At 73.6% G+C, this 24,887-nt stretch carries 20 protein-coding genes and 2 pseudogenes; 15 read left to right on the top strand and 7 right to left on the bottom strand.

The annotated features are described in order from the left end of the window. Positions 1-38: 38 nt before the first annotated feature. Positions 39-710 (bottom strand): nucleotidyl transferase AbiEii/AbiGii toxin family protein, encoded by a 672-nt coding sequence (locus tag AMK18_RS24340; protein WP_073864490.1) that lies wholly within the window; start codon positions 708-710, stop codon positions 39-41. Continuing rightward, entirely contained in the window at positions 707-1,054 is a 348-nt protein-coding gene (locus AMK18_RS24335) for a transcriptional regulator (protein ID WP_073864489.1), read from the bottom strand. The genes AMK18_RS24340 and AMK18_RS24335 overlap by 4 nt, the downstream gene beginning before the upstream one ends. A 215-nt stretch (positions 1,055-1,269) precedes the next feature. Between AMK18_RS24335 and AMK18_RS24330 the strand changes: the two genes are divergently transcribed. Further along, complete coding sequence (locus AMK18_RS24330) at positions 1,270-1,626, top strand: hypothetical protein (RefSeq protein ID WP_241836636.1); 357 nt, start codon at positions 1,270-1,272, stop codon at positions 1,624-1,626. Here the strand turns inward: AMK18_RS24330 and AMK18_RS35345 are convergent. After that, positions 1,592-1,792: pseudogene (locus tag AMK18_RS35345) on the bottom strand (IS5/IS1182 family transposase); the annotation flags it as partial. The gene AMK18_RS24330 and the pseudogene AMK18_RS35345 sit on opposite strands and share 35 nt — an antisense overlap. Before the next feature lie 497 nt (positions 1,793-2,289). Between AMK18_RS35345 and AMK18_RS24320 the strand changes: the two are divergent. The 6 genes and pseudogenes from AMK18_RS24320 (at position 2,290) to AMK18_RS24300 (ending at position 5,021) form a co-directional block, all read left to right on the top strand. Then, a complete protein-coding gene (locus AMK18_RS24320) occupies positions 2,290-2,628 on the top strand; it encodes a hypothetical protein (protein ID WP_073864486.1) in 339 nt (112 codons plus the stop codon). Further along, complete coding sequence (locus tag AMK18_RS24315) at positions 2,628-3,221, top strand: hypothetical protein (protein WP_073864485.1); 594 nt, start codon at positions 2,628-2,630, stop codon at positions 3,219-3,221. The genes AMK18_RS24320 and AMK18_RS24315 overlap by 1 nt, the downstream gene beginning before the upstream one ends. A gap of 166 nt (positions 3,222-3,387) precedes the next feature. Beyond that, a pseudogene (locus AMK18_RS35335) lies at positions 3,388-3,707 on the top strand (hypothetical protein); the annotation flags it as partial. Between the two features lie 105 nt (positions 3,708-3,812). Next, positions 3,813-4,271 carry a hypothetical protein gene (locus AMK18_RS35330; protein ID WP_241836635.1) on the top strand — a complete coding sequence of 153 codons (459 nt, stop codon included), beginning with the start codon at positions 3,813-3,815 and terminating at the stop codon, positions 4,269-4,271. Positions 4,272-4,474: 203 nt separating this feature from the next. Then, a complete protein-coding gene (locus AMK18_RS35325) occupies positions 4,475-4,555 on the top strand; it encodes a hypothetical protein (protein WP_241836639.1) in 81 nt (26 codons plus the stop codon). A 31-nt stretch (positions 4,556-4,586) separates the two neighbouring features. Continuing rightward, positions 4,587-5,021 carry an NUDIX hydrolase gene (locus AMK18_RS24300; RefSeq protein ID WP_073864482.1) on the top strand — a complete coding sequence of 145 codons (435 nt, stop codon included), beginning with the start codon at positions 4,587-4,589 and terminating at the stop codon, positions 5,019-5,021. A 17-nt stretch (positions 5,022-5,038) separates the two neighbouring features. On the opposite strand, the gene AMK18_RS24295 is transcribed toward AMK18_RS24300, so the two are convergent. The 3 genes from AMK18_RS24295 to AMK18_RS24285 all read right to left on the bottom strand — a co-directional run bounded on the left by AMK18_RS24295 (position 5,039) and on the right by AMK18_RS24285 (position 10,349). Continuing rightward, entirely contained in the window at positions 5,039-6,250 is a 1,212-nt protein-coding gene (locus AMK18_RS24295) for a hypothetical protein (RefSeq protein ID WP_073864481.1), read from the bottom strand. After that, positions 6,247-7,311: a hypothetical protein gene (locus AMK18_RS24290; RefSeq protein ID WP_073864480.1), complete on the bottom strand. Its 1,065-nt coding sequence runs from the start codon at positions 7,309-7,311 to the stop codon at positions 6,247-6,249. The genes AMK18_RS24295 and AMK18_RS24290 overlap by 4 nt, the downstream gene beginning before the upstream one ends. Positions 7,312-7,460: 149 nt before the next feature. Beyond that, positions 7,461-10,349, bottom strand: a complete 2,889-nt coding sequence (locus AMK18_RS24285; RefSeq protein ID WP_073864479.1) for a glycoside hydrolase family 2 TIM barrel-domain containing protein — start codon at positions 10,347-10,349, stop codon at positions 7,461-7,463. Between the two features lie 241 nt (positions 10,350-10,590). Between AMK18_RS24285 and AMK18_RS24280 the strand changes: the two genes are divergently transcribed. Genes AMK18_RS24280 through AMK18_RS24245 form a run of 8 tightly spaced genes read left to right on the top strand, consistent with a single transcriptional unit; the run spans position 10,591 to position 23,769 of the window. Next, positions 10,591-12,432 (top strand): hypothetical protein, encoded by a 1,842-nt coding sequence (locus tag AMK18_RS24280; RefSeq protein ID WP_241836634.1) that lies wholly within the window; start codon positions 10,591-10,593, stop codon positions 12,430-12,432. 28 nt (positions 12,433-12,460) lie between these two features. Then, the gene (locus AMK18_RS24275; protein ID WP_018103695.1) at positions 12,461-13,642 is read left to right on the top strand and encodes a hypothetical protein; all 1,182 of its coding nucleotides are present in this window, start codon (positions 12,461-12,463) and stop codon (positions 13,640-13,642) included. Continuing rightward, positions 13,639-16,269 carry a hypothetical protein gene (locus tag AMK18_RS24270; RefSeq protein WP_073864477.1) on the top strand — a complete coding sequence of 877 codons (2,631 nt, stop codon included), beginning with the start codon at positions 13,639-13,641 and terminating at the stop codon, positions 16,267-16,269. Before AMK18_RS24275 ends, AMK18_RS24270 begins: the two co-directional genes overlap by 4 nt. After that, complete coding sequence (locus AMK18_RS35530) at positions 16,266-17,585, top strand: hypothetical protein (protein ID WP_073864476.1); 1,320 nt, start codon at positions 16,266-16,268, stop codon at positions 17,583-17,585. Before AMK18_RS24270 ends, AMK18_RS35530 begins: the two co-directional genes overlap by 4 nt. After that, complete coding sequence (locus tag AMK18_RS24260) at positions 17,582-19,138, top strand: vWA domain-containing protein (RefSeq protein WP_073864475.1); 1,557 nt, start codon at positions 17,582-17,584, stop codon at positions 19,136-19,138. The genes AMK18_RS35530 and AMK18_RS24260 overlap by 4 nt, the downstream gene beginning before the upstream one ends. Next, positions 19,135-19,794, top strand: a complete 660-nt coding sequence (locus AMK18_RS24255) for a 4Fe-4S single cluster domain-containing protein (RefSeq protein ID WP_073864474.1) — start codon at positions 19,135-19,137, stop codon at positions 19,792-19,794. Before AMK18_RS24260 ends, AMK18_RS24255 begins: the two co-directional genes overlap by 4 nt. Next, on the top strand, positions 19,784-21,172 hold the full coding sequence (locus tag AMK18_RS24250) for a hypothetical protein (protein WP_073864473.1): 1,389 nt from the start codon (positions 19,784-19,786) through the stop codon (positions 21,170-21,172). Before AMK18_RS24255 ends, AMK18_RS24250 begins: the two co-directional genes overlap by 11 nt. Continuing rightward, positions 21,169-23,769, top strand: a complete 2,601-nt coding sequence (locus AMK18_RS24245) for an AAA family ATPase (RefSeq protein WP_073864472.1) — start codon at positions 21,169-21,171, stop codon at positions 23,767-23,769. The genes AMK18_RS24250 and AMK18_RS24245 overlap by 4 nt, the downstream gene beginning before the upstream one ends. An 11-nt stretch (positions 23,770-23,780) precedes the next feature. Here AMK18_RS24245 and AMK18_RS24240 read toward each other — a convergent pair whose 3' ends face one another. Further along, positions 23,781-24,773: a hypothetical protein gene (locus AMK18_RS24240; protein WP_073864471.1), complete on the bottom strand. Its 993-nt coding sequence runs from the start codon at positions 24,771-24,773 to the stop codon at positions 23,781-23,783. Positions 24,774-24,887 lie beyond the last annotated feature (114 nt).

The following is a 24,887-nucleotide window of genomic DNA, read 5'->3' as shown; positions in this document are numbered from 1 at the left end:
CAGTCGCAACGTGTCACGCGGCCGGTATCGTCAGGCCGTTAATCCTCGTGCGGGGACTCGAGCTCGTGAAGTCGTTCTCCGATGTCGTCGGCCCAAGCTTGTGCCCACTGGCGGAGCTCGGCGATCGCCTCCCGGCCGAGTCCGTAGGCGGCGAATTCCGTGTCATCGACCCAGTCGGCTCCGGCCAGACGAGCTTGGAGCTCGCTGAGATCGAAGGAGTCCCGGGCATGGCGCCGGCCGAGTTCTTCGAGTTCGACGGGGTTCCAACGGTCGGTGGCGGCCTGTACGTCGATCAAGTCCCTGGCGAGCCCGCGGTCGGCCAGGGCGCGGACCTTCGTGCCCACGACATCTTCGAGGGACAGCACCAAACCGTGCTCGGTGTGTACGGGAGGCCTCCAGAGTGCTTCTTTGAGGATGTCGACCTCACACTCTTCGTGGCTGGCAGGGTCGGTCACGATCAAGCGCGCGGAGAGCGGGTCTGCCTCCAGAGCTTCTACGTTCCACCCGCGCTGCTCCAGTCCGGTCCGTACGGCGGCGGCGATGTCCTCCATGCGTTCTGGGTTCTCGGTCGCGACATCGAGGTCCTGACTGAGCCGGTCCACCAGGCCGTGGGCCTGGACCGCGTAGCCGCCGGTGAGTGCGAGGGGGTACGCGCCGCCCACGGCGAGCACGTCTGCGAGCAAGCGGCGGTGCAGGTCGGTGAGGTTCACGCAGCGGCCCGCGCGCTGCCGCCCAGCTCGCCGAAAGAGCTCTCCCAGACTTCACGGATATCTCGGCTGACCAGTGTGCGCAAAGTCGGCCACAGGCCGACGAGAAGGTCCCGGTCGAGGTACTGAACCAGATCGTCGCGCTGCCCCTCGGCCAGAACGATGCGGTAGTAGCTCATCCGCAACCGGGGCTGGTCGAGGTCGAACGTGGTCAGCCCCGACCACGCAAGACGGAGCGGCAGACGCACGGGGCCGTGCTTGGGCCCGGCGAGCTCGGAGAGCGCTGCGGGCAGGCGCCGGGCGAACTTGGCACGGCGTAGATCGGGAAGACCGGGCTGTGATGCCATGCGTCGATTATCCAGGAAGAATCAGCGTCGAGCCGCTTGGCCCACAGGCAACGCTCCCGCGAACACGAGGCGGGCCGGACTGGTGACTGCCCCGCCAGCTGCGAAGCTGCGAACAGATAAAGCCCCCGAGGGGGACAGCCAGTTTGAGTCCGGCGAGGCTGGGGTGGGCGGATACTGTGGAATGGCTCACCGGAGCGGCGGTCTTAGGGGGGGGAGTGGGACGCAACAGGCTGCCTGTGGAGAACGCAGGCAACGGCGACCTCTGTCTCTTCATCGAGCCGTACGGTGAGGACTTCTACCTGAAGCCCGGGGAGGTCTTCACGATCACACCTGAAGCTGAGGGGGCCGATGTCTGGTCCTCCACCCTCGTCTGGGAGGGAGGCATCACGGTGTGGCTTTACGAGAACGGCGACCCGACCAGGATCGTCTTGGAGTACACAGTGACGGACGCCGACGGAATCCAGCTGGAATGCGGGCACCAGAGGCCGTCGAAGTCGGCTGGCTCTGACGTGGCGGAGCGGGAGGTGAGCCTCCCGGTCACGGGGCCAGGGCGAGATTCTGCAGGTGGGTGATGCCTAGCATGGTGTGGTGGATACCGTCACCTCTGAGGCGGCAGCCGCGGAGGATTTTCCATGTCTTCATAAGGGTGAAGACGTGCTCGACGCGGGCACAGGCCTGCTTATGAGGCCTGTCGCGTGCTTCCTTCCAGAGAGTGGGTTCGGACTGCCCGCCTCGGCGAGGCTGGTCGTGAACCGAAGCCGTCAGGATGCGGCGTGGGTTGCTAGGAGTTCCGGAAGAACCGAACGCTGGTCGCCGTGGCGAGGGCGACCTCCATACTCACTAACCGCGAACACTGACCTGGCTGAGCGGATCCGTCCCCAGTTCTTCCTACGGGCTCGATCGCCAAGAGCGGCCGCAGCTGATGTATGCCCCGGCACACAGTGGCCGACAACAATCGAACGGCGGGGCAATCTGACGCATTGGGAGGCCGTTCGCCAGCATGCCGCGACCAGCAGGGCCCGGTCCTTGGGCGGAACGCTCCACGGTCGGCCCTTGCGGGCCGCGTCCGCAACCCGTGCTGCAGAGAGGCGTCACCAGTCACCAGAGAGGCGGGCGGATCCCGTTTTTGCTGTCGCCGGAGCCGCCGCGGGCTCGTCCAGTAGCCGCTCCCGTTCCAAGCCGGTCAAAAATCGCATTGCCCTGCAACCGATGTCCCGCTTCGATACTTTCCTCTTATGGTCAACGCCACTGAAGCCGCAGTCGCAGTTACCGAAGCTGTCGCCGCAGGTGCAGCCACAGGGCTCCTGGACCGCGTACGTGAACGCGTCAAGGCGCTCGTCTCCGGCGCGCCCCGGGAAGTCCAGGACCGGTACGCGGAGGAGGCCGCCGACCACGCGGTCCTGCTCAGGGAGGAAGCTCTCCCGCTGGAAGACATCGCCGCTTACTGGAGGGTCAGGCTCACCCAGCACAACCTGACGATCGACAACTCGACCTCCACCGTGATCTTCGGCGAGGTGCACGCTCAGACGAACTACAACGTGGGCAGAGACTTCAGCGGCACCATCAACCTCTGATGGGCGACAAGCACCTCTCCTTCCACTCCGGCTGGGACACCCACATCGTGATCAACGAAGTGGCGAAGGAGTTCCCCGACGTAGCCTCAGCCCTCAACCGCCTGGACGCGAAGGTCCTCAAGGACTTCTCCAACGCGCTTTCAAGCAAGATGAACTGGTCGATGGCCGAGATGTTCAGCCAGGCGGCCAACGGCCTGAGCATGGATGTCCTCGAAGGCTTCGCCAGCACCGCGCATCTGGTGGATTCGAGACGGCTGGACGAATTCTCGCGGGCCGTGAACTACCTGGAGAGCGATCCCGTGATCTCGGACCTTGGCCGGGTCCTGGAGGATATGAAGAAGCTGGTGGAGGCCAAGAGGGATACACTGTCCGTCATCGCCGAAGCGAACCGAGGGCTCACGGAAGCGAAGAATTCCCTGGTCAAGTTGGACGTGGTGGTCCTCGCAGAGAGGTATCACTGGCAGCAGGAGCAAGGTAGGCGGCAGTACACTGCGAAGCTGAAGAAGCTGGAGCAGGAGCTCCAGGACTGGAAGACTCGGTGCATGTACGCGGTTGGCATTGCGGTGATCGCTGTTTTTCTATTCGTGCGCTGAATAGTTATCTGCAGTTCGTGAGCTTGTGGCGCAGTGCGTCCGCGCAGCCAGGCGGTACATACGCAGCATCGGCCCCTGCTCGTTGTGTCCCTGGCTGACTCTGGGCGGGGACAGCCTGGCAGCTGGTGTCTGGCGGCCTGAGCGGGCGCTAGTCCACCTCTTTGTCGAGGCAACCGCCAAGGCCGCCGCCGGTCAGGCCGTCGGTAGCTACCTGGACAACGGACTCGTCGTCTCGCACCGCCGCGAGCGCGGCCAGACAGAGCCCCCGAATTGGAAAGAAGAGCACAACCGGTCTCACAAGCAGCCCGGGCCCGGGGCGAACACACCTTCGCCCCCATGAAGGCCCGCAAGATTTTCCTCGACTACCGCCTCAAGGGAGGCAGTGTCAACCCCGCGATGCTCGACACCGCCCGCGTGTTCAGCCTGCCTTCGTCGATAGGCAAGGTCGCACGGCCCTCGCCCCGCAGCGGCTTGGCGAGCTTTTAGGGGACGGCCCGAGCCCGTAACGCGGGCCGCACGCTCGCGTAGCTGCTGAGCCTCCGGGACCCCGTCGTACCGGCGCAGACGGACGCGCATGTCCTGGAGAGCAGCTTGGACCTTCACCGAGCGAATGCCGTCGGCGCAGTCCAGGAAGTCGCTCCAGGTGGCCATGGCGCCGTCGACGTCTCCTTGGCGCAGGCGGACGCCGCCGAGGTCGGCGAGGACGATGGCGCGGGTGTGGCGGCGGTCGAGGCGGTGGATGTCGAGGGCGAGGTGGAGGTGTTCCTCGGCGGCGTCGACGGCGCCGAGGCGGGAGAGGATCATGCCGGATTCGTGGGCCCATCGGCCGGGGGAGTAGTGGGCGGCCCAGGATTCGCCGGCTGCGGCGGTCGGCTTCCCGATGGCGGTCTCGGACAGGGCGAGGTGCTTGGTTGCCATCCGGCGGTCGTCGTCTTGGGCTGCGGCGAGGGTGGCCTTCTAATAGACGATTGCACGCGGATCGTCGAGGTGGCGGCCGCCCACTACCGCACCTGCCACGCATTCACCCCCGGCATGATCGAACGCAGCTGAGGCCGGGTCGTGCACATCGGCAGCATCAACGCCCGCGCCGGCCGGACGAACCTCGTCGCGTACAGCACCGCGAAGGCCGGGCTGCTGGGGCTGACCGCTCCCTCGCCCGCGAACTGGGTCCGTTCGGGATCTGCGTCAACACCGTCATGCCCGGAGCTATCCAGTAGAGGCCGAGAACGCCCTCCCCGCCCGTCGCCGCCCTGGTGGCGTTTCTCGTAGGCCCCTCCGCCTCGTTCATTACGGGGCAGTCCGTCCACGTCGATGGTGGCTGGCTGCTCCACTGAGACCCACCAACAAGCAAGGAGACCCAACGAAATGATCGAACGAGTCCGTGCCGTCCTCGTCACCCCCGACCACACGATGCTGGTCATCCGCCGCACCAGGCCTGGGCGCCCCGTGTACTGGGTCCTGCCCGGCGGCGGCGTCGAGCCCACCGATGAGTCTCGCGAGGCCGCGCTTCACCGGGAGATCCACGAGGAGATCGCGGGGAAGGCCGACATCGTCCGCCTGCTCCACACGATGGAGTCCGATGGTGAGCGTCAGCTCTTCTACCTCGCCCGCACCGCGACCTGGTCCTTCGAGGACCGCACCGGTCCCGAGTTCAGCGCCGAAGGCCGCGGTGAGTACGCGCTGGAGGAGATCCCGCTGACCCTGGAGGGCCTCGACGGTATCGACCTCAAGCCCGAGGACATCGTCCACGTCCTACGAGGAGTCATCGGGGCCGACTTCGAGGTGAGTCGGCCCCGATGACGTCGCTCGCTCGGCGCTCAGGACGTCGGGAACGTGAGCTTCTGCGGGCCGCAGCCGATGCGGTCGGCCTCGGCCGCCGCGTAGGCCGGGAGCAGGTCGCGGGTGAACGTGAAGTGGCTGCCCGGGCCCGCGGGGCGGAGTTGCTCCAGTACGAACATCACCTGGCCCGTCTGGCAGACCGCCCGGAACACCGCGCGGTTCCCGCCCACCTTCCCGAAGCCCCGGGTCCCCTGGACGGATGCGCCGGAGTGCAGGGCGGCCGAGCCGTAGATCGAGGCCAGCACCGGGTCGGTCACCGTGGTCAGCCGCACGGTCTTCTGGTCCACGCCGGTCCCCGCCTCGCAGATCCGGGCCGGGCCGCCCTCGCCGCTGACGCGGGTCTCCCGCAGTTCCTTCCGGTACGCCGCCGGCAGGGTGAGGCCCTTGATCCCGCAGAACCCGGACATCCGGGTGGTGTCCCACCGGACGGGCGGGTGCAGATCGCGCGGTTCGCGGTACGTGCCGGAGCAGCCGAAGTCCTCGATGACGCCGTTGGCCGCGTCGATCAGAGCCCCGGTCAGGGCCGCGCGGTCCCGCAGGGTGTACTCGGAGGACACCTCGAAGTCCGCCCGGCCCATGCCGATGTCCACCACCGTGGGCCCGGTGAATTCGTCGCGCCCGGTGCACGCCTGCGGCAGCGCGATCCAGGCGCGCGAGGACGAGGTCATGCCGGGCAGGCCCTCGCCGAGCGGCACCATGCCCGAGGACAGGAACTCGCTCGGCCAGTCCTGGGAGTCGGTGCCCCGCAGCCCGTCCAGCCGGCGCACGTTCACCGTCACCTGGCGGCGGGCCCGGTCGCCCTCGTAGCTTGTGATGCGGCACTGCCCGTACGCACCGTCGTCGCCCATCGGGTCGTTGTGCAGCGACTGCTCCTCGACCTCGGTCCGGCGGTCCCCGAACAGGGAGTCCATCGAACCGGAACCCAGCGAGTCCCAGCAGGGGGAGGGGCCGAGCAGCGGGAGCGTGTCCGTGCGCCAGGCGACCGTGCCCGCGCCCAGCAGGACCCCGGCCAGCGCGGCGGCGGTCGCGGCGCGCACGGTACGGCTGCGCAGCAGACGGCGGACGAGCGGGGGCCGGGGGGCCTCGGGGAGCTCCGGGGCCTCGGGGGCCGCCGGGTCGGTCGCGGCTTCGGTGTCCGTCACCGGGTTCTCCTCGACGGGCTCTTCCTCGAAGGGCTTCTGCTCGCTCACGCGTCCTCACCGCTTCCGCATCCGATGCGCGTCCCCACGGACTCCACGAACCGCTCGAACACCCGCTGGTCGGAGGGGCGGCCCCGGTCCTGGAGACCGGTCTCCACATGCCCGTAGAACACGGTCCTCCGCCCGTCGCAGCTGCGGCGTACCAGCCCCTGCTTCGCCCCCTCCGGCAGGCCCTCGAACAGGTCCGCCAGACGGCTTCCGTTCGCCATCACGTACTGCGCGGACGGCTCGTCCGGCATCCGCGCGGTCTTCCACACCACCGAGCAGGTCTGCAACCGGTCGGTGACCGCGCCCACCTGCTGCTCGTAGCGGGAGCCCTCGCCGTAGTCGAAGGTCATCCCCGGTATCCGGCACAGCGGGGAGGAGGCGGACTCCTCGTCCTCGGCCACCGTCACCATTGGGGAGCTGCTGCGCAGAGGGTGTGCGGGTGCACATCCGGCCTTGTCCATCGCGGTGCCGGCGGCGTCCAGCAGCATCCGCAGGACGTCCGCACGGGTGCCGATCGTGAACGGCATGGCGACCTTGCCGAGATGGCCGTCGCCCGTGCTCGCGCCGCGGATCGTCACCACGGTCGGCCCGCCGTCCCGGTCGCAGGCCGACGGCAGCACCAGCATGCCCCGGTCCCCGGCGACCAGCCCGTCGAGCCCGTCCGGCAGCGGCGAGGCCGAGCCGTGGAAGTTCCGGGCCAGCCAGTCCCGGTGCTCCTTCACCTCCGCGGGTACGGGCCCGAACTCCAGGGTCACCGAATCCTTGAAGGTCAGCGGCTCGTCGGAGTCGTCGTCCTCGACCTCGGAGCTGACGGTCACCGTGCACGTGCCGTGCGGGCCGTCCGCCGAGGACCCGGCGGACTCGGTGGCGCGGCGCTCGGAGCCGGACTTCAGCAGCGCCTTGTCGCCCAGGAAGGACGGCCCGCTGTTCTGCTCCCAAGCGCCCCAGCAGTATCTGTCCCGGAACGGCCCGCTGTCCGTCGCCCACAGCGTGGTGCCCGTCGCCAGCACCGCCCCGGCCACCACCCCGGCGATGACCGAGGCCCGTCGCCTCCCGATGCCCATCACATTCCCCCTTGTGAAGCAGTAAAGATCGCGCAAAGTGCCGATGCTACGACGTCACCACTCGCCCCGGGGAAGGGGGGCACGGGCCCAACTCGGCACAGAACGGACCCGGTTGCCAATTCCGTACGGCACCGGGCCCGCCCGGAACCTCAGCCGAGCGCCGAGAACACGAAGGAGAACTCCGCCGGTGCCGCGTCCAAGCGGTACGCGGGCAGCACGCCCGGCCCGCACGACCCCGAACCGATGCCCTGCACCGCGTGGTCCAGGCCCACCCGGACCCGGTCCCCGGCCACCAGATCCGTCAGGTGCTCCGCCGCGTCCAGCTCCTCGCCCGTCCAGCGCCGCGCCGTGAACGAGAAATCCGCCCCGCCCTCCGCGCGCAGCCCGCCGCCGTCCGCCCCGGCCAGCTCCACCCAGCGCACCCCGGCCCGCGCCCCGTTCTCCTGCGGCCGGACGTACGGGGTCTGGAGCGCGTCCACGCCCCTGGCCCACTGCCCGAGCATCGCGGCCGCCCGGGTGTCCGGATACGCCTCGCCCGGACCGCCGCCGAACCACCGCACCGCGTCGTACGCGGAGGGCAGCGCGAACCGCACGCCGAGCCGGGGCAGCGGCACCCGCCAGTCGCCCTCCGGCGTCACCGACACCGTCAGCCCGAGCCGGTCCCCGGCGGCCGTCCACCGGTACACGGTCCGCAGCCCCAGGTCCCGGCCCGCCGGAGCCACCCGGGTGCGCACGGTCAGCGCGTCCGCGCCCGCCACCACCGCATCCAGGCGATGGCGCATCCGGTGCAGCCCCTGCTCCCGCCACAGCAGCCCGTACCGCTCGTCCGGCTGCCACGCGGCCCCGTTGTCGTTGTCGGTGGGCGCCCGCCACACATCGAGGCGCAGCCCCTCCACCGGGACGTCCCCGACGCGCAGGAGCGCCCCGGTCGCCGCGTCGAAGACACCCGGGCCGAGCGAGACCGTCGAGCCGGAGAGACGCGGGCGTTCCCCGGTTGCCGGGGGAGGGGCGGCCGGGGTGCCCGTCTCGGCCTGGCCCCAGGCCACCAGGTGGCCGCGCCCGGCCCAGTCCGTCGCCTCGGCGAGGACCGCCCGCAGCGTCCACAGCCCGTCACCGGAGGGGGCGTCGGGTGCGACGTCGGCCGAGGCGCCCGGGGCGAGCGGGGGCACGGCGAGGGTGCCCGAGGCGACGAGGACGCCGTCCGCCTCGTGCGACCAGCGGAACTCCAGGTGGTCCAGGCCCGTGAAGTCGTAGCCGTTGGTGACGGTGAACGAACCGGGCGCCGTGCCCGGGGCGATGCGCACCGGCTCGACGACCTTCTTGTACTCGGCCAGGCCCGGGGACGGGGTGCGGTCCGGGAAGAGCAGCCCGTCGCACACGAAGTTCCCGTCGTGCAGCTCCTCGCCGAAGTCGCCCCCGTACGCGAAGCCCAGCCCCGGGTGGGCGAGGCCGTGGTCGATCCACTCCCAGACGAAGCCGCCCTGGCAGCGCTCGTACCGCTCGAACAGCCGCTGGTACTCGCTCAGTCCGCCCGGTCCGTTGCCCATCGCGTGCGCGTACTCGCACAGCACGAACGGCATCGCGCGCCGCCGCGCGTCCAGCTCCGGGTCCTTCAGCGGCTCCTCGGCGCGCCGCCCGATGAGCTCCACCTCGGCGTGCGACGCGTACATCCGCGAGTACAGATCGACGTCCGCGCACGACGGGTCGCCCTCGTAGTGCAGCGGGCGGTCCGGGTCGCGCTCCCGCATCCACCGGGCCATCGCGCCCAGACCGGCGCCCGTGCCGCACTCGTTGCCCAGCGACCAGACGATCACCGAGGGGTGGTTCTTGTCCCGCTCGACCATCCGGGCCGCCCGGTCGAGCAGCGCGGGCGTCCAGCGGGGGGCGTCCACCGGGTTGTTCCGCCAGTCCACCTCCGCGAAGCCGTGGGTCTCCAGGTCGCACTCGTCGATCACCCAGAGGCCCAGCTCGTCGCAGAGGTCCAGGAAGGCGGGGTGCGGCGGATAGTGGCTGGTGCGCACGGCGTTGACGTTGTGGCGCTTCATCAGGACCAGATCGCGCCGCATGGTCTCCGCGTCGACCGTCCGGCCCGTCTCCGGGTGGAACTCGTGCCGGTTCACGCCCCGGAACAGCAGCCGCCGGCCGTTGACCCGGAGGACACCGTCCTCCACGGCAACCGTACGGAAGCCGATGCGCAGCGGGACGCGCTCGCCGGGCGTCACCAGCTCCCCTTCGTACAGCCGGGGCGTCTCGGCGGTCCACGGCTCGACCGGCAGCGTCACGGCCTCGCCCGTCGCGAGGTCGAGGCCGAGCCCGGGCACCAGGACCCGCCCCTCCGTCCCCTCGCACTCCACCCGCAGGGTCCCCGAACCGGTGCGGTGGTCGTAACCGGCGTGCACGAAGAAGTCGACCGGCGCCCCCGCCGGGCGGTGCAGCAGCGTCACGTCCCGGAAGATCCCGGGCAGCCACCACTGGTCCTGGTCCTCCAGATAGCTTCCGGACGACCAGGCGTGCACCCGTACCGCGAGGACGTTGGCACCCGGCCGCAGCAGCTCGCCCACGGCGAACTCGTGCGGCAGCCGCGAACCCTTGAAGTCGCCCAGCTCCAACCCGTTCAGCCACACCCGGGCGGCCGACTCCACCCCGTCGAACCGCAGCACGCTCCCGCCGCCGTCCGGCCAGTCGCCGGGCAGCTCGAAGACCCGCAGATGGTCGCCGGTCGGATTCTCCGACGGCACCCTCGGCGGATCGACCGGGAAGGGATAGACGACATTGGTGTACGCGGGTGCCCCGCCCGCCCCCTGAAGCACCCAGTGCCCCGGCACGGCGACCGTCGCCCAGCCCGATGCGTCGAATTCCGGCCGTACGAACGAGGTGTCCTCGCCGTCCGCGCGCGGCGAGAGGCGGAACGCCCAGCGGCCGTTCAGCGACAGCCGCCGGGCGTCGGACTCCGCGTACCAGGCACGCGGCGGCAGACAGCCCGTGCCGGGGGACGGATTCTCGTACCAGGTGAGCGAGTCGGTGTCGGTGCGGCTCAATGCGTCTCCTCCGTCGGCGGGACCCTCCGCGATCACGCTAATGAGCGAAGAACCGGTTCACCACGGGGCGTTCGGCGAGATGATCGGGTTCATCCTTCCGAACCCTGACGGGCGCGCCCGCCGTTGTGTCACCATGACGCCCCGGAGCCGAGCGCTTGTGGTCGGTGACCATGCGCGGAGGTGAGCGACGGGCTACGAGGGGAGCCGGGGTGTGGCGAGGGGAACCGGTGCGGTGTGTCCCGTGTGCGCGACACCGGACACGGGCGGCCGGAAGTGCGACGGCTGCTCCTGGCGCATGTGGGACGACCCGGTCCTCGGCGCCCTGACCGACGAGGACACCGAGACCGCCCGGACCGCCCTGCACACCGCCCAGCACGCCTGGGACTTACGGGCCGCGACGCTCTCGCAGGGCTGCGCGGAAGGCGTACGGCGGCTGGCGCCGCTGCTCAGGGCCGGACCCGCGGATCCTGCGCCGCCGTCCTTACCCCGGGGCTCCTTACCGCCGCACGACTCCGCGCGCTGGCAGCAGATCCTCACCGACCTGGTCGCCGGACGCATCCCCGACGTGGTGTTCGCCGAATTCACGCCCGACGGCCTGCACGTCATCCGGGCCGCCGCCGACCGCAGCGGCATACCCCGCCAGACCGACGCCGGGAGCACCGACTGGGCCGCGCTGCTGCCCCTGCTGGACGGCGACGCCGCACCGCGCCGCTTCCGGCTCGCCGGGGGCATCGGCACCCAGGAGCCCCTGGACCGTGCGGAGTTCGACGCGGCGGTCACGCAGTGGCTGCGCGCCCACCCCGCGCTCTCCCGGGCCCGCACGCTCGTGATCCTCGGCCGCCGCAGCGGCTGGGTCCTCCTCGACCGGGCCGCCGGACTGCTGCGGTCCGTGCACCGGCCGAGCGCCGAGATCGGCCCCGGGCCCGGCGAAGCCGCCTCCGGCAACGACGGCAACGACGGCACCGACACCGCCGACGCGGTGCGCGCGGCGCTGCGGACGGCACCGCTGGCCGTCGACCACTCCCTGCTCCTCGCCCGCGTGGACCGCCGCACCGGCGAGGTGCACGCCCACACCCAGGTCCTCTTCCCGGCCGGTTCCCGGCTGCGGCGCGGCGAGACCGCCACCGCCGAGATCACCGTCTACGGCGGACTCGCCGCCCGCGCCCCGGTGCTGCTGCCCGTCCTCGCCGGCACCCCGGGGGCCGACGGCAGCGGCGCGGTCACCCTCTCGGCGCGGCGGACCGACCTCGCCGCCTTCGCACCGCGGCGCCTCGCGTTCGTCCTGCACGGCCCGGGCGAGGTCACCCCGCACGAGGGCGCCCACGCCGAGGGCCGGGGCGAACTGCCCGACATCCCCGCCCTGGTGGGCAGCCTGCCCCGGCGCGTCATCCACCCGCCCGCCCTCGACGTGTTCCTCACCGTCGACATGAGCGGCGCCGACGCGGGCGAGACCGGCGAACGGCTCGGCTTCGCCCGGGACGTCATCGCCACCCTGGCCCGACGGCACGGACCCGGCCTGCGTGTCGGCGTCGTCGGCCACTACGACCACGCGGTCCACGAGAACCGCTACGGTCCCCGCCCCGTGCTCCTGCTGCGCGTCCCGGCCGGGCCCGCCCGGGCCGCCCTCGCCGCGCTGACCGGCTGGCGGCCCGCACGGCGCGAACAGGACACCGCCTCCTCGCTGGAGGACGCCCTCAAGGAAGTGGGCCGGCTCGTCCGGGCCCGGCCCCGCACCGCGCGCGCCCCGGACACCCAGCGCGTCCTGCTCGTCGTCGGCCGCCGTCCGCCCGGACTGCCCGAACAGCACGAGGTGGTGCCCGCCTGCCCCCTCGGCGCCGACTGGCGCGCCGAACTCGACGCCCTGCGCGCCCGGGACGTGCGCGTCCTCGCCCGCGCGGACCCGGACACCGGCCCGAAGGGCCCCGTACACCACTACACCGCGTCCGCGTGGGACGCCCTCGGGGCCGGGGGCTCCTTCCGCCCCGGCTCCGACACGGCCGACGACGTCGCCGACACCCTCGCCCCTCCCTGGCGGTGGGACGGCCTGCCCTGCCCGCTGGCCCTCGCGACCCCGCTGCTGTGACCGACCGCTCCGGTACGAGGAGAGACACATGACCGATCCGTACTACGACCCCAACGAGCCGCCCGAGGACGTCGTCGGGCCCTCCGAACCGCCGGGTCACACCGCCTCGTCCTCCGACCCCGACGCCACCACCGCCCCCTGGGGCAGCCTGCCGCCGCAGCCCGACCCCACCGCCGCGTACGGGCCGGAGCCCTCCTCGTACCCCTCGGCCGACGGGCATCTCGAACCCCTGCCGATCCCGGTCGCGCCCACCGGCGTGGAGAACCCGGCGGCCGACCGCGTCCGTATCGGGCTGTGGGGGGCGCCCCGCTCCGGCAAGACGACCTACCTCGCCTCGATGGCCATCGCGGCGATGCAGCAGCAGCGCCACAGCCGCTCCAACTGGGTCATCGGCGGGATGAACCCCGAGTCCATCGAATTCCTCAACGACGGCGTCACCCAGCTGGCGATCCAGCGCCGGTTCCCGGACGCGACCGTGGGCCTCCAGCCGCTGTCCTGGTCCTTCCAGGGCGACGAGCCGACGGCGGGGCCGTTCCGGAGGAACAAGGAGACCGGCTTCATCCTGGAGGTCCAGGACGTCACCGGCGAGGCGTTCCGGGGCGACGAGGCCAACGCCCTGCGGCCCAGGGTCCTCGACCAGCTGGCCCGCTCCCAGGGGCTGATCTACCTCTTCGACCCGCTGCTCGACAGCCAGCGGGCCGGGGAAGGACTCAACTTCCTCTACTCGATGCTCACCGAGCTCAACGCCCGGGTCCGGGACGCCGGAAAGCTCCACCGCAACCGGCTGCCCCACCATGTGTCGGTCTGCATCACCAAGTTCGACAACCCCGAGGTGTTCCGCCCGGCCGTGGAGGCGGGCTGGGTGACGCAGAGCCAGGAGGGCAACCGGCTGCCGCGCGTCCCCGACCACCAGGCGGCCCGCTTCTTCCAGTGGATGTGCGACGACGTACGCGGCGCCAGCGCCCGCCTGGTGCGCGACGGGCTGGCCAACTTCTTCCACCCGACGCGCATCTCGTACTACGCGACCTCCGCCATCGGCTTCCGGCTCAACCCGCAGAACGTCTTCGACTACCGCAACTACCTGAACGTCGAGGTCGTGGACGGCGTCCGCCGCATCTGCACCTCGCCCGTGCCCATCAACGTGCTGGAACCGCTGATCGACCTCGAAAAGCGCATCCGGTCCGGCGGCTCGAAGCTGTGGCAGCGGTGAGCGAGAGCCCGGGCGCGGTCCCGCTGCCCGCCGACTGGGCCGTGCTGGGCAAGCGGGCGGGCCGTTCCCTGGGATACGAGGTGCTGGACGGCAGCCTCCCCGGGGACCGGGCCCAGCGCTACCTGTGGACCGCCACCACCGGCACCCCGGACAGCCGCGACCCGGACGGCGAACTGCCCTGGCGGGTCTTCCTCTCCACCGCGGACGGCGAGGACCGGCCGGTCTGCGCGGTGGTCGACACCACCTGGGACGGCTCCAAGGACGGCACCGGCACGCCCAGTTACACCTGGCGGCTGCTGCTCACCGAATGGCGGCCGGCCGCCCGGGCCGGGGTGACCTGGACCTCCCTCGACCGGGCCGCCGCCCGCACCGAGACCCCGCCCGGAGCCGAGGCCGTCCTGCACGCCGAGCGCACCCCCGCCTCCGAACTCGCCGACACCATCGACCGGCTGGGCTTCGACTGGGCCGCCGGAGCGGCCGCCCTCCTCCTCGACGGCCGGCACCTCGTCATCACCGCCCCGCGCGGCGGCACCCTCCCCGGCATCGACGAACGGGTCCGGGTCCTCGACGCCATCTGCGCGCTGCTGCCGTACGGCTGCCGCACCTGGCTCAGCGGCGCCACCTGGGCCGGGAAGACCGAGCACGCCCTGCGGCTGGTGTTCGCCGGGTCCGCGCGCAGCGGGCAGCTGGAGATCCCGCTCGCCACCGGCCGGGCCCCGTCCCCCGGCGGCGACGTCGCCCGCACCTACCTGGCCGAGCTCTCCCGGGTCCGCGCCAAGCGGGAGTCCACCGCCGACGTCGTCGCCCACCTGCTCGCCGCCACCGCCCCGGTCCCGCTGCGCGAGGGCGCCGACGCCGTCCGCGTCCTGCGCGAACTGGACCTCCTCGACTCCGTCCTGGAGGCCGTCCGGCAGGGCAGGGGCCAGACCGAGGAGATCGGGCGGCTGCTCGCCCTGCACACCCTGGACACCGTGGACGAGCGGGGGCAGCGGGAGCTGGTCTCCTTCCTCGCCCGCACCGCCGTGCGCCCCGACGACGGCGCCGCCTCCGCGCTCCTGGCCCGCCACTGGACCCTGCGGGTCCCGGACCTGCTCGCCGCGGACGTCCTCGCCCAGCCGGCGTCCAAGGAGACCTTCGCGCTGGCCCGGAAGTACCTGAGCCTGACGCACGCCCTGGAAGGGGCCGGCCGCCCCGGCGCGTTCGGCCGCCTCTTCACCGCGCTGGCGACCGCCCCCGGCTACGACCCCGTCTGGGCCGGACAGCTCGCCTACATGGCGGAACGCGAGTACGGCTACCGTACCGAGGCCACCGACCGGGTCCTGCTGGCCTCACCGGAGGCCGGACTCGCCTGGGTGCGCGGCCTGTTCACCAACCACGCCCGCGACATGCGGCCCCTGGAACGGCTGCTGGCCCTCGCGGCCGCCTCCGGCGCGGGCCCGGTCCCCGGCTGGCTGCGCTTCGCCGGGGCGCTCACCGGTCGTCACGCGGCCGCCACCGAGGCCGACGCCACCGCGTTCGTCGGGGACAACGAGGAAGCCTGGCGCATCGCCCTGGAGACCGCCCGCGACCACGTGCAGCCGGGCGTCATCAGCCCGCTGTGGCCCGTCCTGCGAGACGTCGTGCGGGGCAGCCGGCGGGCCGAACTCCGCACGCTGCTCGATGATCTGGCCCGCCCCGGGGACCCCGGGCTCCCGCCGGACGCCGCCGCCGACGCGGACCTGCTGTGGCTCACCGGCCGGGCGGCGGACCCCGGGGCGCGCCCGGCGGCCGCGCTGCCCCGGCTGCGCGGCATCACCGACGGACCCCCCGCCCTGGACCGGTACGCCGACGCGCTCGTGGCCCGCACCGACGGCGACCCCGCCCTGCGCGACGACGTGATCGCGGCCCTCCTCGGGGACCGGCCGGACCCGGTGCACGGCTGGCCCGTGCTCACGCGGTGGATGAGACAGCGGCCCAGCATCGAGACCACCGTGGGCGAGGGCCTGTCCCGGCGGCTGATGGCCGCGGACTACGCCCACTGGCTCGACCTCGACCTCCCCACCGACCTGGTCGAGGGCCTGGAACGCTCCGGGCTCGGCTGGCTCCGGGCGGTCCGGCGGCTGCGGCTGGCCGTCAACGCCCGGGCGGAGCTGGACGAACTGGCCAGGATCATCATCAGCGGCTGCCCGCACCGCTCGGTCACCGGCCGCCTGCTGGACGAGGTGGCCGCCCTCGTCGGCGAGCACGGCTCCGCGTTCGGCTACGCGCTCACCACGGAACTCGACCGGCAGCAGCCCGGCCTCGGCCTCGCCGTGTACGAGGGACTGGGCCGGGACGCCCGGTACGGCGAGCTGTGCGCCCGGCTCGTCCGCTACAGCAACCACGAGGAGGTCCGCCACCGCCGGATCATCGGCGCCCTCAGCACCCCCGCGCGCACCGCCCCGCCCGCAGGCCCGTACCAGCACCGCCCCTACCCGCCCGCCGCCCCGCCGTCCGGCCCCCAGCCGCAGACCCCCGCCCCCGGCGGCCCCCGGGGCACCCCGCCCCCGAGGCCCGACGGCCACCCCGACTACCCGCCCGCCTCCGCGTACCAGGAGGAGCGCTCGTCCCGGTGGGGATTCCGGTTCAAGAAACGGGGGGACGGATGACGGCGCTCGCGATCGACGCCGGTTCGCGGTACGTGCGCCTCGCCCGCGTCGCACCCGGCGGCCCCGAACCCGTCGAACTCCCGGGCGCGGTGCCCGGCGAGGGCCTGCCCGTGCCCGAGGCGGCGCGCGGCGACCGGGCCGCCGCCCTGCGCACCGCGTACGACGCCTACCTCCGGCACCACGACGCCCCGGCCCGGCTGCTCGTCGTCGTCCCGCAGCACGACCGGGCCGGCCACGCGCGCCGCGCCGCCGACGCCCTCGCCACCCCGCCCGCCCGGGGACCGGCCCCCGACGTGCGCACCCTCGCCACCCCGCACGCGGTGCTCGCCCTGCTCCGGCACACCGGCGGCCTCGCACCCGGCCGGTACGCGGTGTGCGACCTCGGCGCGGCGGCCGCCGAGGTGGCCGTTTGCACCGTGACCCCCGGCGCGGTGGCCGTCGCCGCCGCCTCCCGGCACGCCCCCGACGACGGCTACGGCGACGGCTTCGACGCCGCCCTCCTCACCCGGTCCGGGCTCACCCCCGACGACGACACCCGCCGCGCCCTGGCCGCCGTCCGCGCCGAGCCGGGTGCCGGGCGCCGCCTCGCCCTCGTCCTGGACCGGGCCGCCCGCGACCCCGCCCGCTTCGAGACCACCGCCGTCCACCACGTCGCGGGCCGCCCCGTCACCGCCGGGACGCTCCGCGCCGCGCTGCCCCTGCTCACCGACGGCCTCGACCGGGCGCTCGCCGAGGCACTGGGCCCCGGGCGGACCGCCCCGCTCGCCCTGACCGGGGGAGTCGCCCGCTTCGGCCCCCTCCGCCCCCACCTGGACGCTGCGGGGCTGCCGCTCACCGCGCTGCCCGACGGCACCGACCCGGCCCACGCGGCCGTCCTCGGCGCCGCGCTCGTCGCCGCAGGACGCGTCGACCCGGCCGACCGCTACCCGTACGAGCTGTGGATCGGCGCCCACCGCACCGAGGCCGGGCGCCCCGCGGACCGGGAGCTGCGGATCAGCGCCGCCGGAACGCTGGAACCGGGCGGACCCCCCGTCTACGCCGAGGACGGCGGGCGGCGCGTCGGCGTCCGCACCGCGCCCGGCCGCCCGGTGCGGGTCCGGGTGACCGACCCCGCGAGCGGCGCGGGCACACCCCTCGGCCCCCTCACCCTGCCCGGCGGCGGCGAGACGGACCGCTTCCACGTGGGCGTCCGGCTCGCCGTCGACGGGACGGCGGCCCTGATCCTGCACCCCCTCGGCGCCGGACCGCCCGGAGCGTTCCCGCTGGGCACCCTGCCGGCCGACATCGGCACCGACTCCAAGGAAGTGGGCCCGTGAACCACACCGCCCCCGCGCGCTCGCTCCGGCGCTGCGCCACGCTGCTCACCGCCGCGCTCCTCGCCGCGCTCCCGGCCGCCCCCGCACAGGCCGCGCCCGCCGCCCCGGACCCCACCCGCGCCGAGATATACCGGGCGCTCCAACTCGAACAGGAACCCGCCGACTACGCGATCCTCGTGGACACCTCCGGCTCCATGACGCAGGAGGGCCGGTACGACACCGTCCGCGCGACGCTGCGCCCCTTCCTCGACGGGCTCACCCCCGAGGACCACGTCGCGCTGTTCACGTTCGACTCCCGCACCGAGGCGCGGTACGTGGGCCCGGCCGGCGACACCTCGAAGATCATCGCCGCGCTCCCGGCCGCGCCCACCAAGGACGGCGACACCGATATCGGGGCCGCACTGGACGCCGCCCTGAAGGAGGTGGCCCGCGACGACGCGTCCCCGGTCGCCTCGGTCGTCCTGCTCACCGACGGGGAGCACCGCCCCGCCGCCCACTCCCGCTACCCCAAGGCGTCCGGCCCCGCCTGGGACGCGCTCACCAAGCGGGCCAAGGCGGTCGCCGGACGCACCGAACTCGCCGGATACGCCATCCCCCTCGGCGGCGGCGCGACCGGCGCCGGCCTCCTGGCGAACGTCGTCCCCGACACCACCGTCCTGCGCCCCGACGGCATCCAGGACCTTGGTGCCTACCTCGCCCGGGCCGGCGACCGCACCCGGGCCCGCAAGGCCGCGCGGCTCCTCGCCCCCGACATCGGCAAGGGCGTCACCGCCGCCTGGCAGGACGGCGACGCGCCCGACCTCGGCGACGGCTCCGCCACCAAGAAGCTCACCCTGCGCTCGGCCACCGCCCACGTCCCCCTCACCGTCACCGGGCTGCGCGCCACCGTCACCGGCCCGGACCTGACCGTCGGCGGACTGCCCGACCGGCTCGCCCTGGAACCGGGCGAGTCGCAGACGTACACCCTCCGGCTGCACGGCCGGCTTTCCGGCGGCGCCCTGCCCTACCGCCGCACCGAGAACGCCACGGCCACCTTCCACCTGACGGGCAGAGTCACCTCCAGCTGGCAGCGGCCCCTCGCCCCCGACATCCAACTGAAGACCCCGGCCGCGATACGCGTCCAGCGGACGGACCTGCCGCTGCGGGCCGACGTGGGCTCCGCCGCCTTCCTGCCCGTTCTGGCCGCCGGGCTCCTCGTCCTCGTCCTCGCCGGATGGCTGATCTGGCGGCGGGTCAACCGGCCCCCGCTGCGGGGCGTGCTCCTGCTGGCCACCCCCTTCGGCGGCCCGCTGCCCGAACGCATCGAGCTGCGCGGCCGCCGGATGGCGCTGCGCCCCGCATCGGCCGGCGGCCGGGGCACCGTGCACGGCAGGCGCAGGTCCACCCGCGAGGGCCCCCGCACCGATCTGCGCATCCGGTTCTCGCCGGACGGCACCGCCGCCCGCGAGAGCGGCGCGGTCTGCGCACCCGGCGCCGAAGTCGTCGTCAGCGGGGTCTCCTTCACCTACCTGGACGGGCCCGGCCACGCCCCCGCCCCCGGATGGCCCGGATGACCGGCACCGCCCTCAACGTGGCCGCCACCCGTGTCGGCACCGAGGCGCTCGGGCCCGGCGTGCGGTCCGCGCTCTGGGTCCAGGGCTGCCCGTTCAGCTGCGCCGGGTGCATGGCCCCCGACTGGATCCCCTTCCGGCCCGCCCGGCAGGCCGCACCGGCGGAGCTGGCCCGGGAGCTGCTGGCCGATGCCCGGGTGACCGGACTGACCTTCTCCGGCGGCGAACCGATGGCCCAGGCGGCCGGCCTCGCCGAAGTGGCCCGGCTGGCCCGGGAGATCCGCGACGTGACGCTGATCTGCTTCACCGGCCACCGGCTCGAACGGCTCCGCGCCCGGCCCCCGGGACCCGGCGTCACCGCGCTCCTGGCCGAGGTGGACGTCCTGGTCGACGGCGTGTACATGGCCGCCCTGGACGACGGACGCGGGCTGCGCGGCAGCACCAACCAGCGCGTCCACCACCTCACCGGACGCCTTACGGAGACGGGTTACGACTTCGAGCACCGCACCCGGTCCGCCGAGATCGCCGTCAACGGCCCGGAGGCCCTGCTCATCGGCGTACCGCCGCCCGGCCTGCTGGACGCCTTCGACCTCGCGGTCGACGCGGTCCGCGCCCGTACCACGACCCCCGTGAGAGGACAGGAACACGATGAGCGGTAGGAAGCGCATCCAGGTCGACGAGTCCGAGTGGTACCGCATCCAGCGCAAGGCCCAGCAGCTCAAGGACGTCCAGCGCAACATCCCCGACCTCATTGAGGAGGTCCGCCGCAGGACCGGCGAGGACCTGGACCGGGTCTTCTCACAGGTCGAGGAGCGCCAGCAGCGGCACGACACGGTCGTCCAGGGCCTCAGCGAGCAGACCCGCCGCATCGAGGCCGACACCGCGCGCCGGCTCCGCGACCAGGCCGCCGAGGTGCGCGGGGCGCTCGCCGCGTCCGCCGGGCAGATCCGCGAGGAGACCCGGCAGCGCCTCGCCGACCAGCAGGAACGGACCCGGCGTGCCCTCGCGGACGAACGCGCCGAACGCCGGGCCGAGACCGCCCGGCTGGCCCGGGAGATCGGCGCGCACACCGAGGACCGGGCCCGCGCGGACCGTACGGCACGCAGCTGGCTCGCCGACGCCCGCGCCCTGGCCGCCGACCTCGCCGAGGCCGGGCTCCACGAGCGCTACGCACCGGGCGAGCTGGACCGCCTGACCGGCCGTCTCGCCACCGCCGAACAGAACGCCGCCGAGGGCAGGTTCGACGCCGCCCTCGCCCTCGTCCAGGAGGTCTGCCACTCCCTGAGCGAGCTGCGCGCCGACACGGAACAGCGCGAACTGGAGCGCTGCACCGCCCAGATGGCGGCCATCGACGCCCTGGCCACCGTGTCCGGCGCGATCGAGGGCAGCCGCGAACAGCCCGTCACCGGACCCGACGGCGCCGTCCTGCCCGACTACACCGTGGACGTCGCCTACTGGTCCGAAGGCGACTGGGACCGGCTGCGCACCGAGGCCGCCGAGACTCTGGCCCGCGCCCGCGACGACGCCACGGGCACCGACGAACTCCTCGGCCTGCGCGACCGAGAGGCACCCCGCCTGGAGGACGAGCTCGGCGACACCGTGGGACGCGCGACCATGCGCCACCTCGCCTCGCAGCTCCGGGTCAACCTGGCCGACACCGTGGCCCACAGCCTGAGCGAGCTCGCCTACTACGACTTCGTGGACGGCGAGTACGAGAACGCCGACCCCCGGGGCTCGTACTACGCGAAGCTGCGCCACGAGAACGGCAACGAGATCGTCCTCGACATCTCGCAGGCCGCCCCCGACTCCGGCGAACAGGTCGTCCGGGTCCTCTCCTACGACTACGACACCACCTCAGAGGACCAGCTCCGCGACCGCGCCGAGGCCGTCCGCCGGGCCCTCGCCGAGGACGGCCGGGCCGCCCCGGCCGCCCCCGAGGCCGAACCCGGCACCCCCGACCGGAGCTTCCTGGACATCGAGGGCCACCGCCGGCGCGGGGAGCAGGCCCGGCGGAGGGGGACGGGGAGCGGCGCATGACCCGGCTGGACAAGCCGCCCCACCCCGCAGTCGCCCCGGTCGTGGAACGCCTCGACCCGGCGGCCCTGCGCGGCGGCGAACCGTTCACCCTCCTCTACGGGCCCGGCGCGGGCGACGTCTTCGTGGACACCGCCCACCAGGTCTGCCGACTGGAGGAGGCGCTGTGGCGGCTGCTGCGCGCCGAGGGCTACGAGCGCATCGTCTTCAGCTCCACCGACCACCCCGTCTACTTCCGGGACACCGCGTCCCGCGACCTGTCCCGCCCCGGCGGCCGCGCACCCGGCCCCCGCACGGGCGGCGGCACCGGACGCCCCGTCATGCGCACGCCGGGCATGCGGGGCCCGATGGGCAACCTCCGGGTCACCGGCGCCGCGCCCCGCGAGGACAGCGCGCCGCTGCCCGCGCCCGGCCCCGCGCCGAGCCCCGCGCCCGGCGTCAGCGACCCGTTCGCCGTGATGACCCTGAAGGGCTACCTGACGCAGCGCCAGCACCGTACGGCCGTGGTCTTCGCGCACGCCGAGGCCAGCCTGCTCCACTACCGCGCCCAGCGCGAACTGGCCGGGGCCATGGACGCCTGGACCGACGACCACGGCAACGGCAACCTCTGGCTGATGGTCTTCCGCCAGTCCGGACTGGACGAGGTCGCCCGGTTCGTGGAGTCCTGCCACGCCTACCCGGTCCTGGAAGCCCTGACCCGGCGGCAGGCCGCCACCCCGGGCCGCCCCGGCACCGCCAGGATCGGCCACCCGCCCGCCGCCGAGGTCGGACGGCTCATCCACGCCGTACGGCTGCGCACCGGGCTGCGCGTCGGGGACTGGCGGGAACTGGACTCCGTCGTCAAGGCGATGGGCAGCCACCCCCGCACCGCGCGCGCCTGGCAGGTGTGGCTGGAACAGCTGGCCGGGACCCCGGGCGCCGTCCTCGGCCCGGCGGCCGTGCGCGAAGCCTTCCCCGGCGCCACGGCGGGCGACCCCCGCAGCCCCTGGGACCGACTGGCGGCCATGCCGGGGCTCGACCTGGTGCGGGACCGCTTCGAGCAGCTGCGGGCCGAGGTCGAGACGGCGGAGGCGCTGCGCGCGGGCGGCCGGGCCGGTGTCTTCGAACCGCCCTCCCTGCACCTCGCGTTCACCGGCAACCCGGGCACCGGCAAGACCACGGTGGCCCGGCTCGTCGGCGAGATCTACCGCGACCTCGGACTCCTGGAGCGCGGCCATCTGGTCGAGGCGAAGATGAGCGACCTGGTCTCCGGATACATCGGCCAGACGGCCGGGCTCGTGGACGCGGCGGTCGACAGGGCCCTGGACGGGGTGCTGTTCATCGACGAGGCGTACGGACTGAGCGACCAGCGCGACGGCTTCGGCGACGAGGCCATCCAGGCGCTCCTCACCCGCATGGAGAACGACCGGGGCCGGCTCGTCGTGATCACCGCTGGATACCCGGACAAGATGACCGAGTTCCTGTCGGCCAACCCCGGCCTGCGGAGCCGGCTGGCCGAGGACAACATCCTGCGCTTCCCCGACTACGAGCCGCCCGCCCTGCACGCCATCGCCCTCGGCCGGCTCCGCGAGCGCGGGGCCCGGCCCGCCCCCGAGACGGAGTCCCAACTCCTGCGGATCGTCACCGAGCTGCACCGCACCCGCGACGAGACCTTCGGCAACGCCCGCGACATGCGCACCCTCGCCGACGCCGTCTTCACCCGCTGGTCCCACCGGGTCCGCAGCCGGGTGGACGAACCCGTCGTCCCCGACGACCTGCCCGAGCGCTACCGCACCTACCTGGAACGCCCCGCGCCCGACCCCGCGCGGCTCCTCGCAGGGCTCGACGCGTACGTGGGACTCGGCCCGGTCCGCGAGGTGCTGACCGGCCTCGCCCACCGGCAGCGGCTGCGCCAGGCCCACGGCACCGGCGAGCTGACACCCCCGCACCTGGTGTTCACCGGGCCGCCCGGGACCGGGAAGACCTCCGTCGCCCGGCTCGTCGGCACCCTCTTCCGCGACCTGGGCCTGCTGCGCAAGGGACACGTCGTGCAGGCCAGCCGGGCGACCCTGGTCGGCGCCTACCTCGGCGAGACCGCCCGGCTGGTCCGCCAGGCCGTGCAGGACGCCCTGGACGGGGTGCTGTTCATCGACGAGGCGTACAGCCTCGCCCACGACCTGCGCGGCGGCTACGGGCAGGAGGCGATCGACACCCTGGTCCTGGAGATGGAGCAGTGGCGCGGCCGCCTCACCGTGATCGTCGCCGGCTACCCCCGTGAGATGGACGCCTTCCTCAACGCCAACTCCGGCCTGCCGTCCCGCTTCACCGAGCACGTCCCCTTCCCGCACTACGGGCCGGACGACCTCCTGGAGATCCTGCGCCGGATGGCCGGGGGCCAGGGCTACACCCTCCACCCCGAGGTCCCCCGCCACGCGGGGGAGTGGCTGGCCGCGACCCGCCGCGCCGACCCGTCGGGCTTCGGCAACGCCCGTACGGTCCGCAAACTCCTCGAACTCATGGAATCCCGCCTGGCCGCCCGCTTCGCCCGGGCCGGCGAGGGGGCCGAGCCCGGGACCTTCAGCCAGTTCCTGCCGGAGGACGTACCACCGCCGCCCTACTGAACGGGAGCCTCTCAGGGCGTCCGGTGCACCACCGACTTCCCGCCCCGGTCCCGCGCGTCCCGTTCCGCCAGTACGCGCCCCAGCGCCTCGTCCGCCGCGCCCAGCCGCCGTTCCATCTCCTCCGTCGCCGCCGCCACCTCGGCCAGCGCCACCCGGTGCTCCGGCGCCACCACGCCCTCCGGCGCGCCCCCGGGCGCCGCCAGCGCTCCCGCCAGGTCGCGGTCCACCGCCGCGTACCGCCGCAGCGAGGCGACCCGGTCGCCCTGCGCCTCGCGGATGTGTTCGAGCCGGGCCTGCCGCTCCGCCAGGTCCGCCGCCGCGTCGCCGTGCACCCGCTCCTCATCGGCCAGCGCGCGCTGCGCCGCCTCGGCCCGCTCCAGGACCTCCCGGGTGCGCGGGGCCAGCGCCGCGAGCCGGTCCTCCGAGAGCCGGACCAGCGCGTCGCTGCTGGTCCGCAGCGTCCCCTCGACCCCCGCGTCCCGGCCCCGCAACGCGGCCAGCCGCTCCGCGATGACCTCCTGCTGATCCTGGAGCGCGTCCAGGGCGAGCACCAGCCGCTCCAGCCTCCGCAACTCGTCCACCTGGCGGCGCAGCGCCTCGTGCTCGGCGAGCCGGTCCCGCAGCGCCCCCTCGGCGGCCGTCAGCTTCTCCAGCGCGGCGTGCGCGAGATCGGTCCGCTCGCGCTCCTCCCGGACCCGTTCGCGTACGGCGGCGAGCCGGCGCATCAGCTCCTCCGTACCGCCGCCGAACGCCTCGCCCGGCATCGCCGCCGCCAGCAGCCCCGGAAGCGCCCCGGCCAGCGCCCCGGACTCCACGAGCGCGTCCTCCAGCGCGAACAGCGCCTCCAGGGCCGGGGTACCGCTCTGCCCGCCGTCGACCCGGCCCAGCGCCGCCCCCGCCCACCGGAACGCCAGGCCGAGGACCCGCAGCGCCACCTCCGCCTCCGGGCCGTCCGACCCGGCACTCGACAGCGCGGCGGTGATCTCCTCCGTGGCCTCGTACACGACCCTCTCCGTCCCCCGGGTGCACATCCGCACCACCATCACATCACTCGAAACGCCCGCGCGGGGTCCGTCCCGGCCGATACGATCGACGCACAACCCACCCGAACGCAGGGG

The sequence above is a fragment of the Streptomyces sp. CB01249 genome, assembly GCF_001905735.1.
In the GTDB taxonomy this organism is placed as follows: domain Bacteria; phylum Actinomycetota; class Actinomycetes; order Streptomycetales; family Streptomycetaceae; genus Streptomyces.
Note: the sequence above shows the minus strand (reverse complement) of the source record. Positions and strands in the feature narration are given on the sequence as shown.

Coding starts and splice junctions, on each gene's coding strand:
- AMK18_RS24250 (WP_073864473.1), top strand. CDS start 19,784: ATGAGCGGTAGGAAGCGCATCCAGGTCGACGAGTCCGAGTGGTACCGC.
- AMK18_RS35530 (WP_073864476.1), top strand. CDS start 16,266: ATGACGGCGCTCGCGATCGACGCCGGTTCGCGGTACGTGCGCCTCGCC.
- AMK18_RS24335 (WP_073864489.1), bottom strand. CDS start 1,054: ATGGCATCACAGCCCGGTCTTCCCGATCTACGCCGTGCCAAGTTCGCC.
- AMK18_RS24290 (WP_073864480.1), bottom strand. CDS start 7,311: ATGGGCATCGGGAGGCGACGGGCCTCGGTCATCGCCGGGGTGGTGGCC.
- AMK18_RS24275 (WP_018103695.1), top strand. CDS start 12,461: ATGACCGATCCGTACTACGACCCCAACGAGCCGCCCGAGGACGTCGTC.
- AMK18_RS24245 (WP_073864472.1), top strand. CDS start 21,169: ATGACCCGGCTGGACAAGCCGCCCCACCCCGCAGTCGCCCCGGTCGTG.
- AMK18_RS24320 (WP_073864486.1), top strand. CDS start 2,290: ATGGTCAACGCCACTGAAGCCGCAGTCGCAGTTACCGAAGCTGTCGCC.
- AMK18_RS24255 (WP_073864474.1), top strand. CDS start 19,135: ATGACCGGCACCGCCCTCAACGTGGCCGCCACCCGTGTCGGCACCGAG.
- AMK18_RS24315 (WP_073864485.1), top strand. CDS start 2,628: ATGGGCGACAAGCACCTCTCCTTCCACTCCGGCTGGGACACCCACATC.
- AMK18_RS24300 (WP_073864482.1), top strand. CDS start 4,587: ATGATCGAACGAGTCCGTGCCGTCCTCGTCACCCCCGACCACACGATG.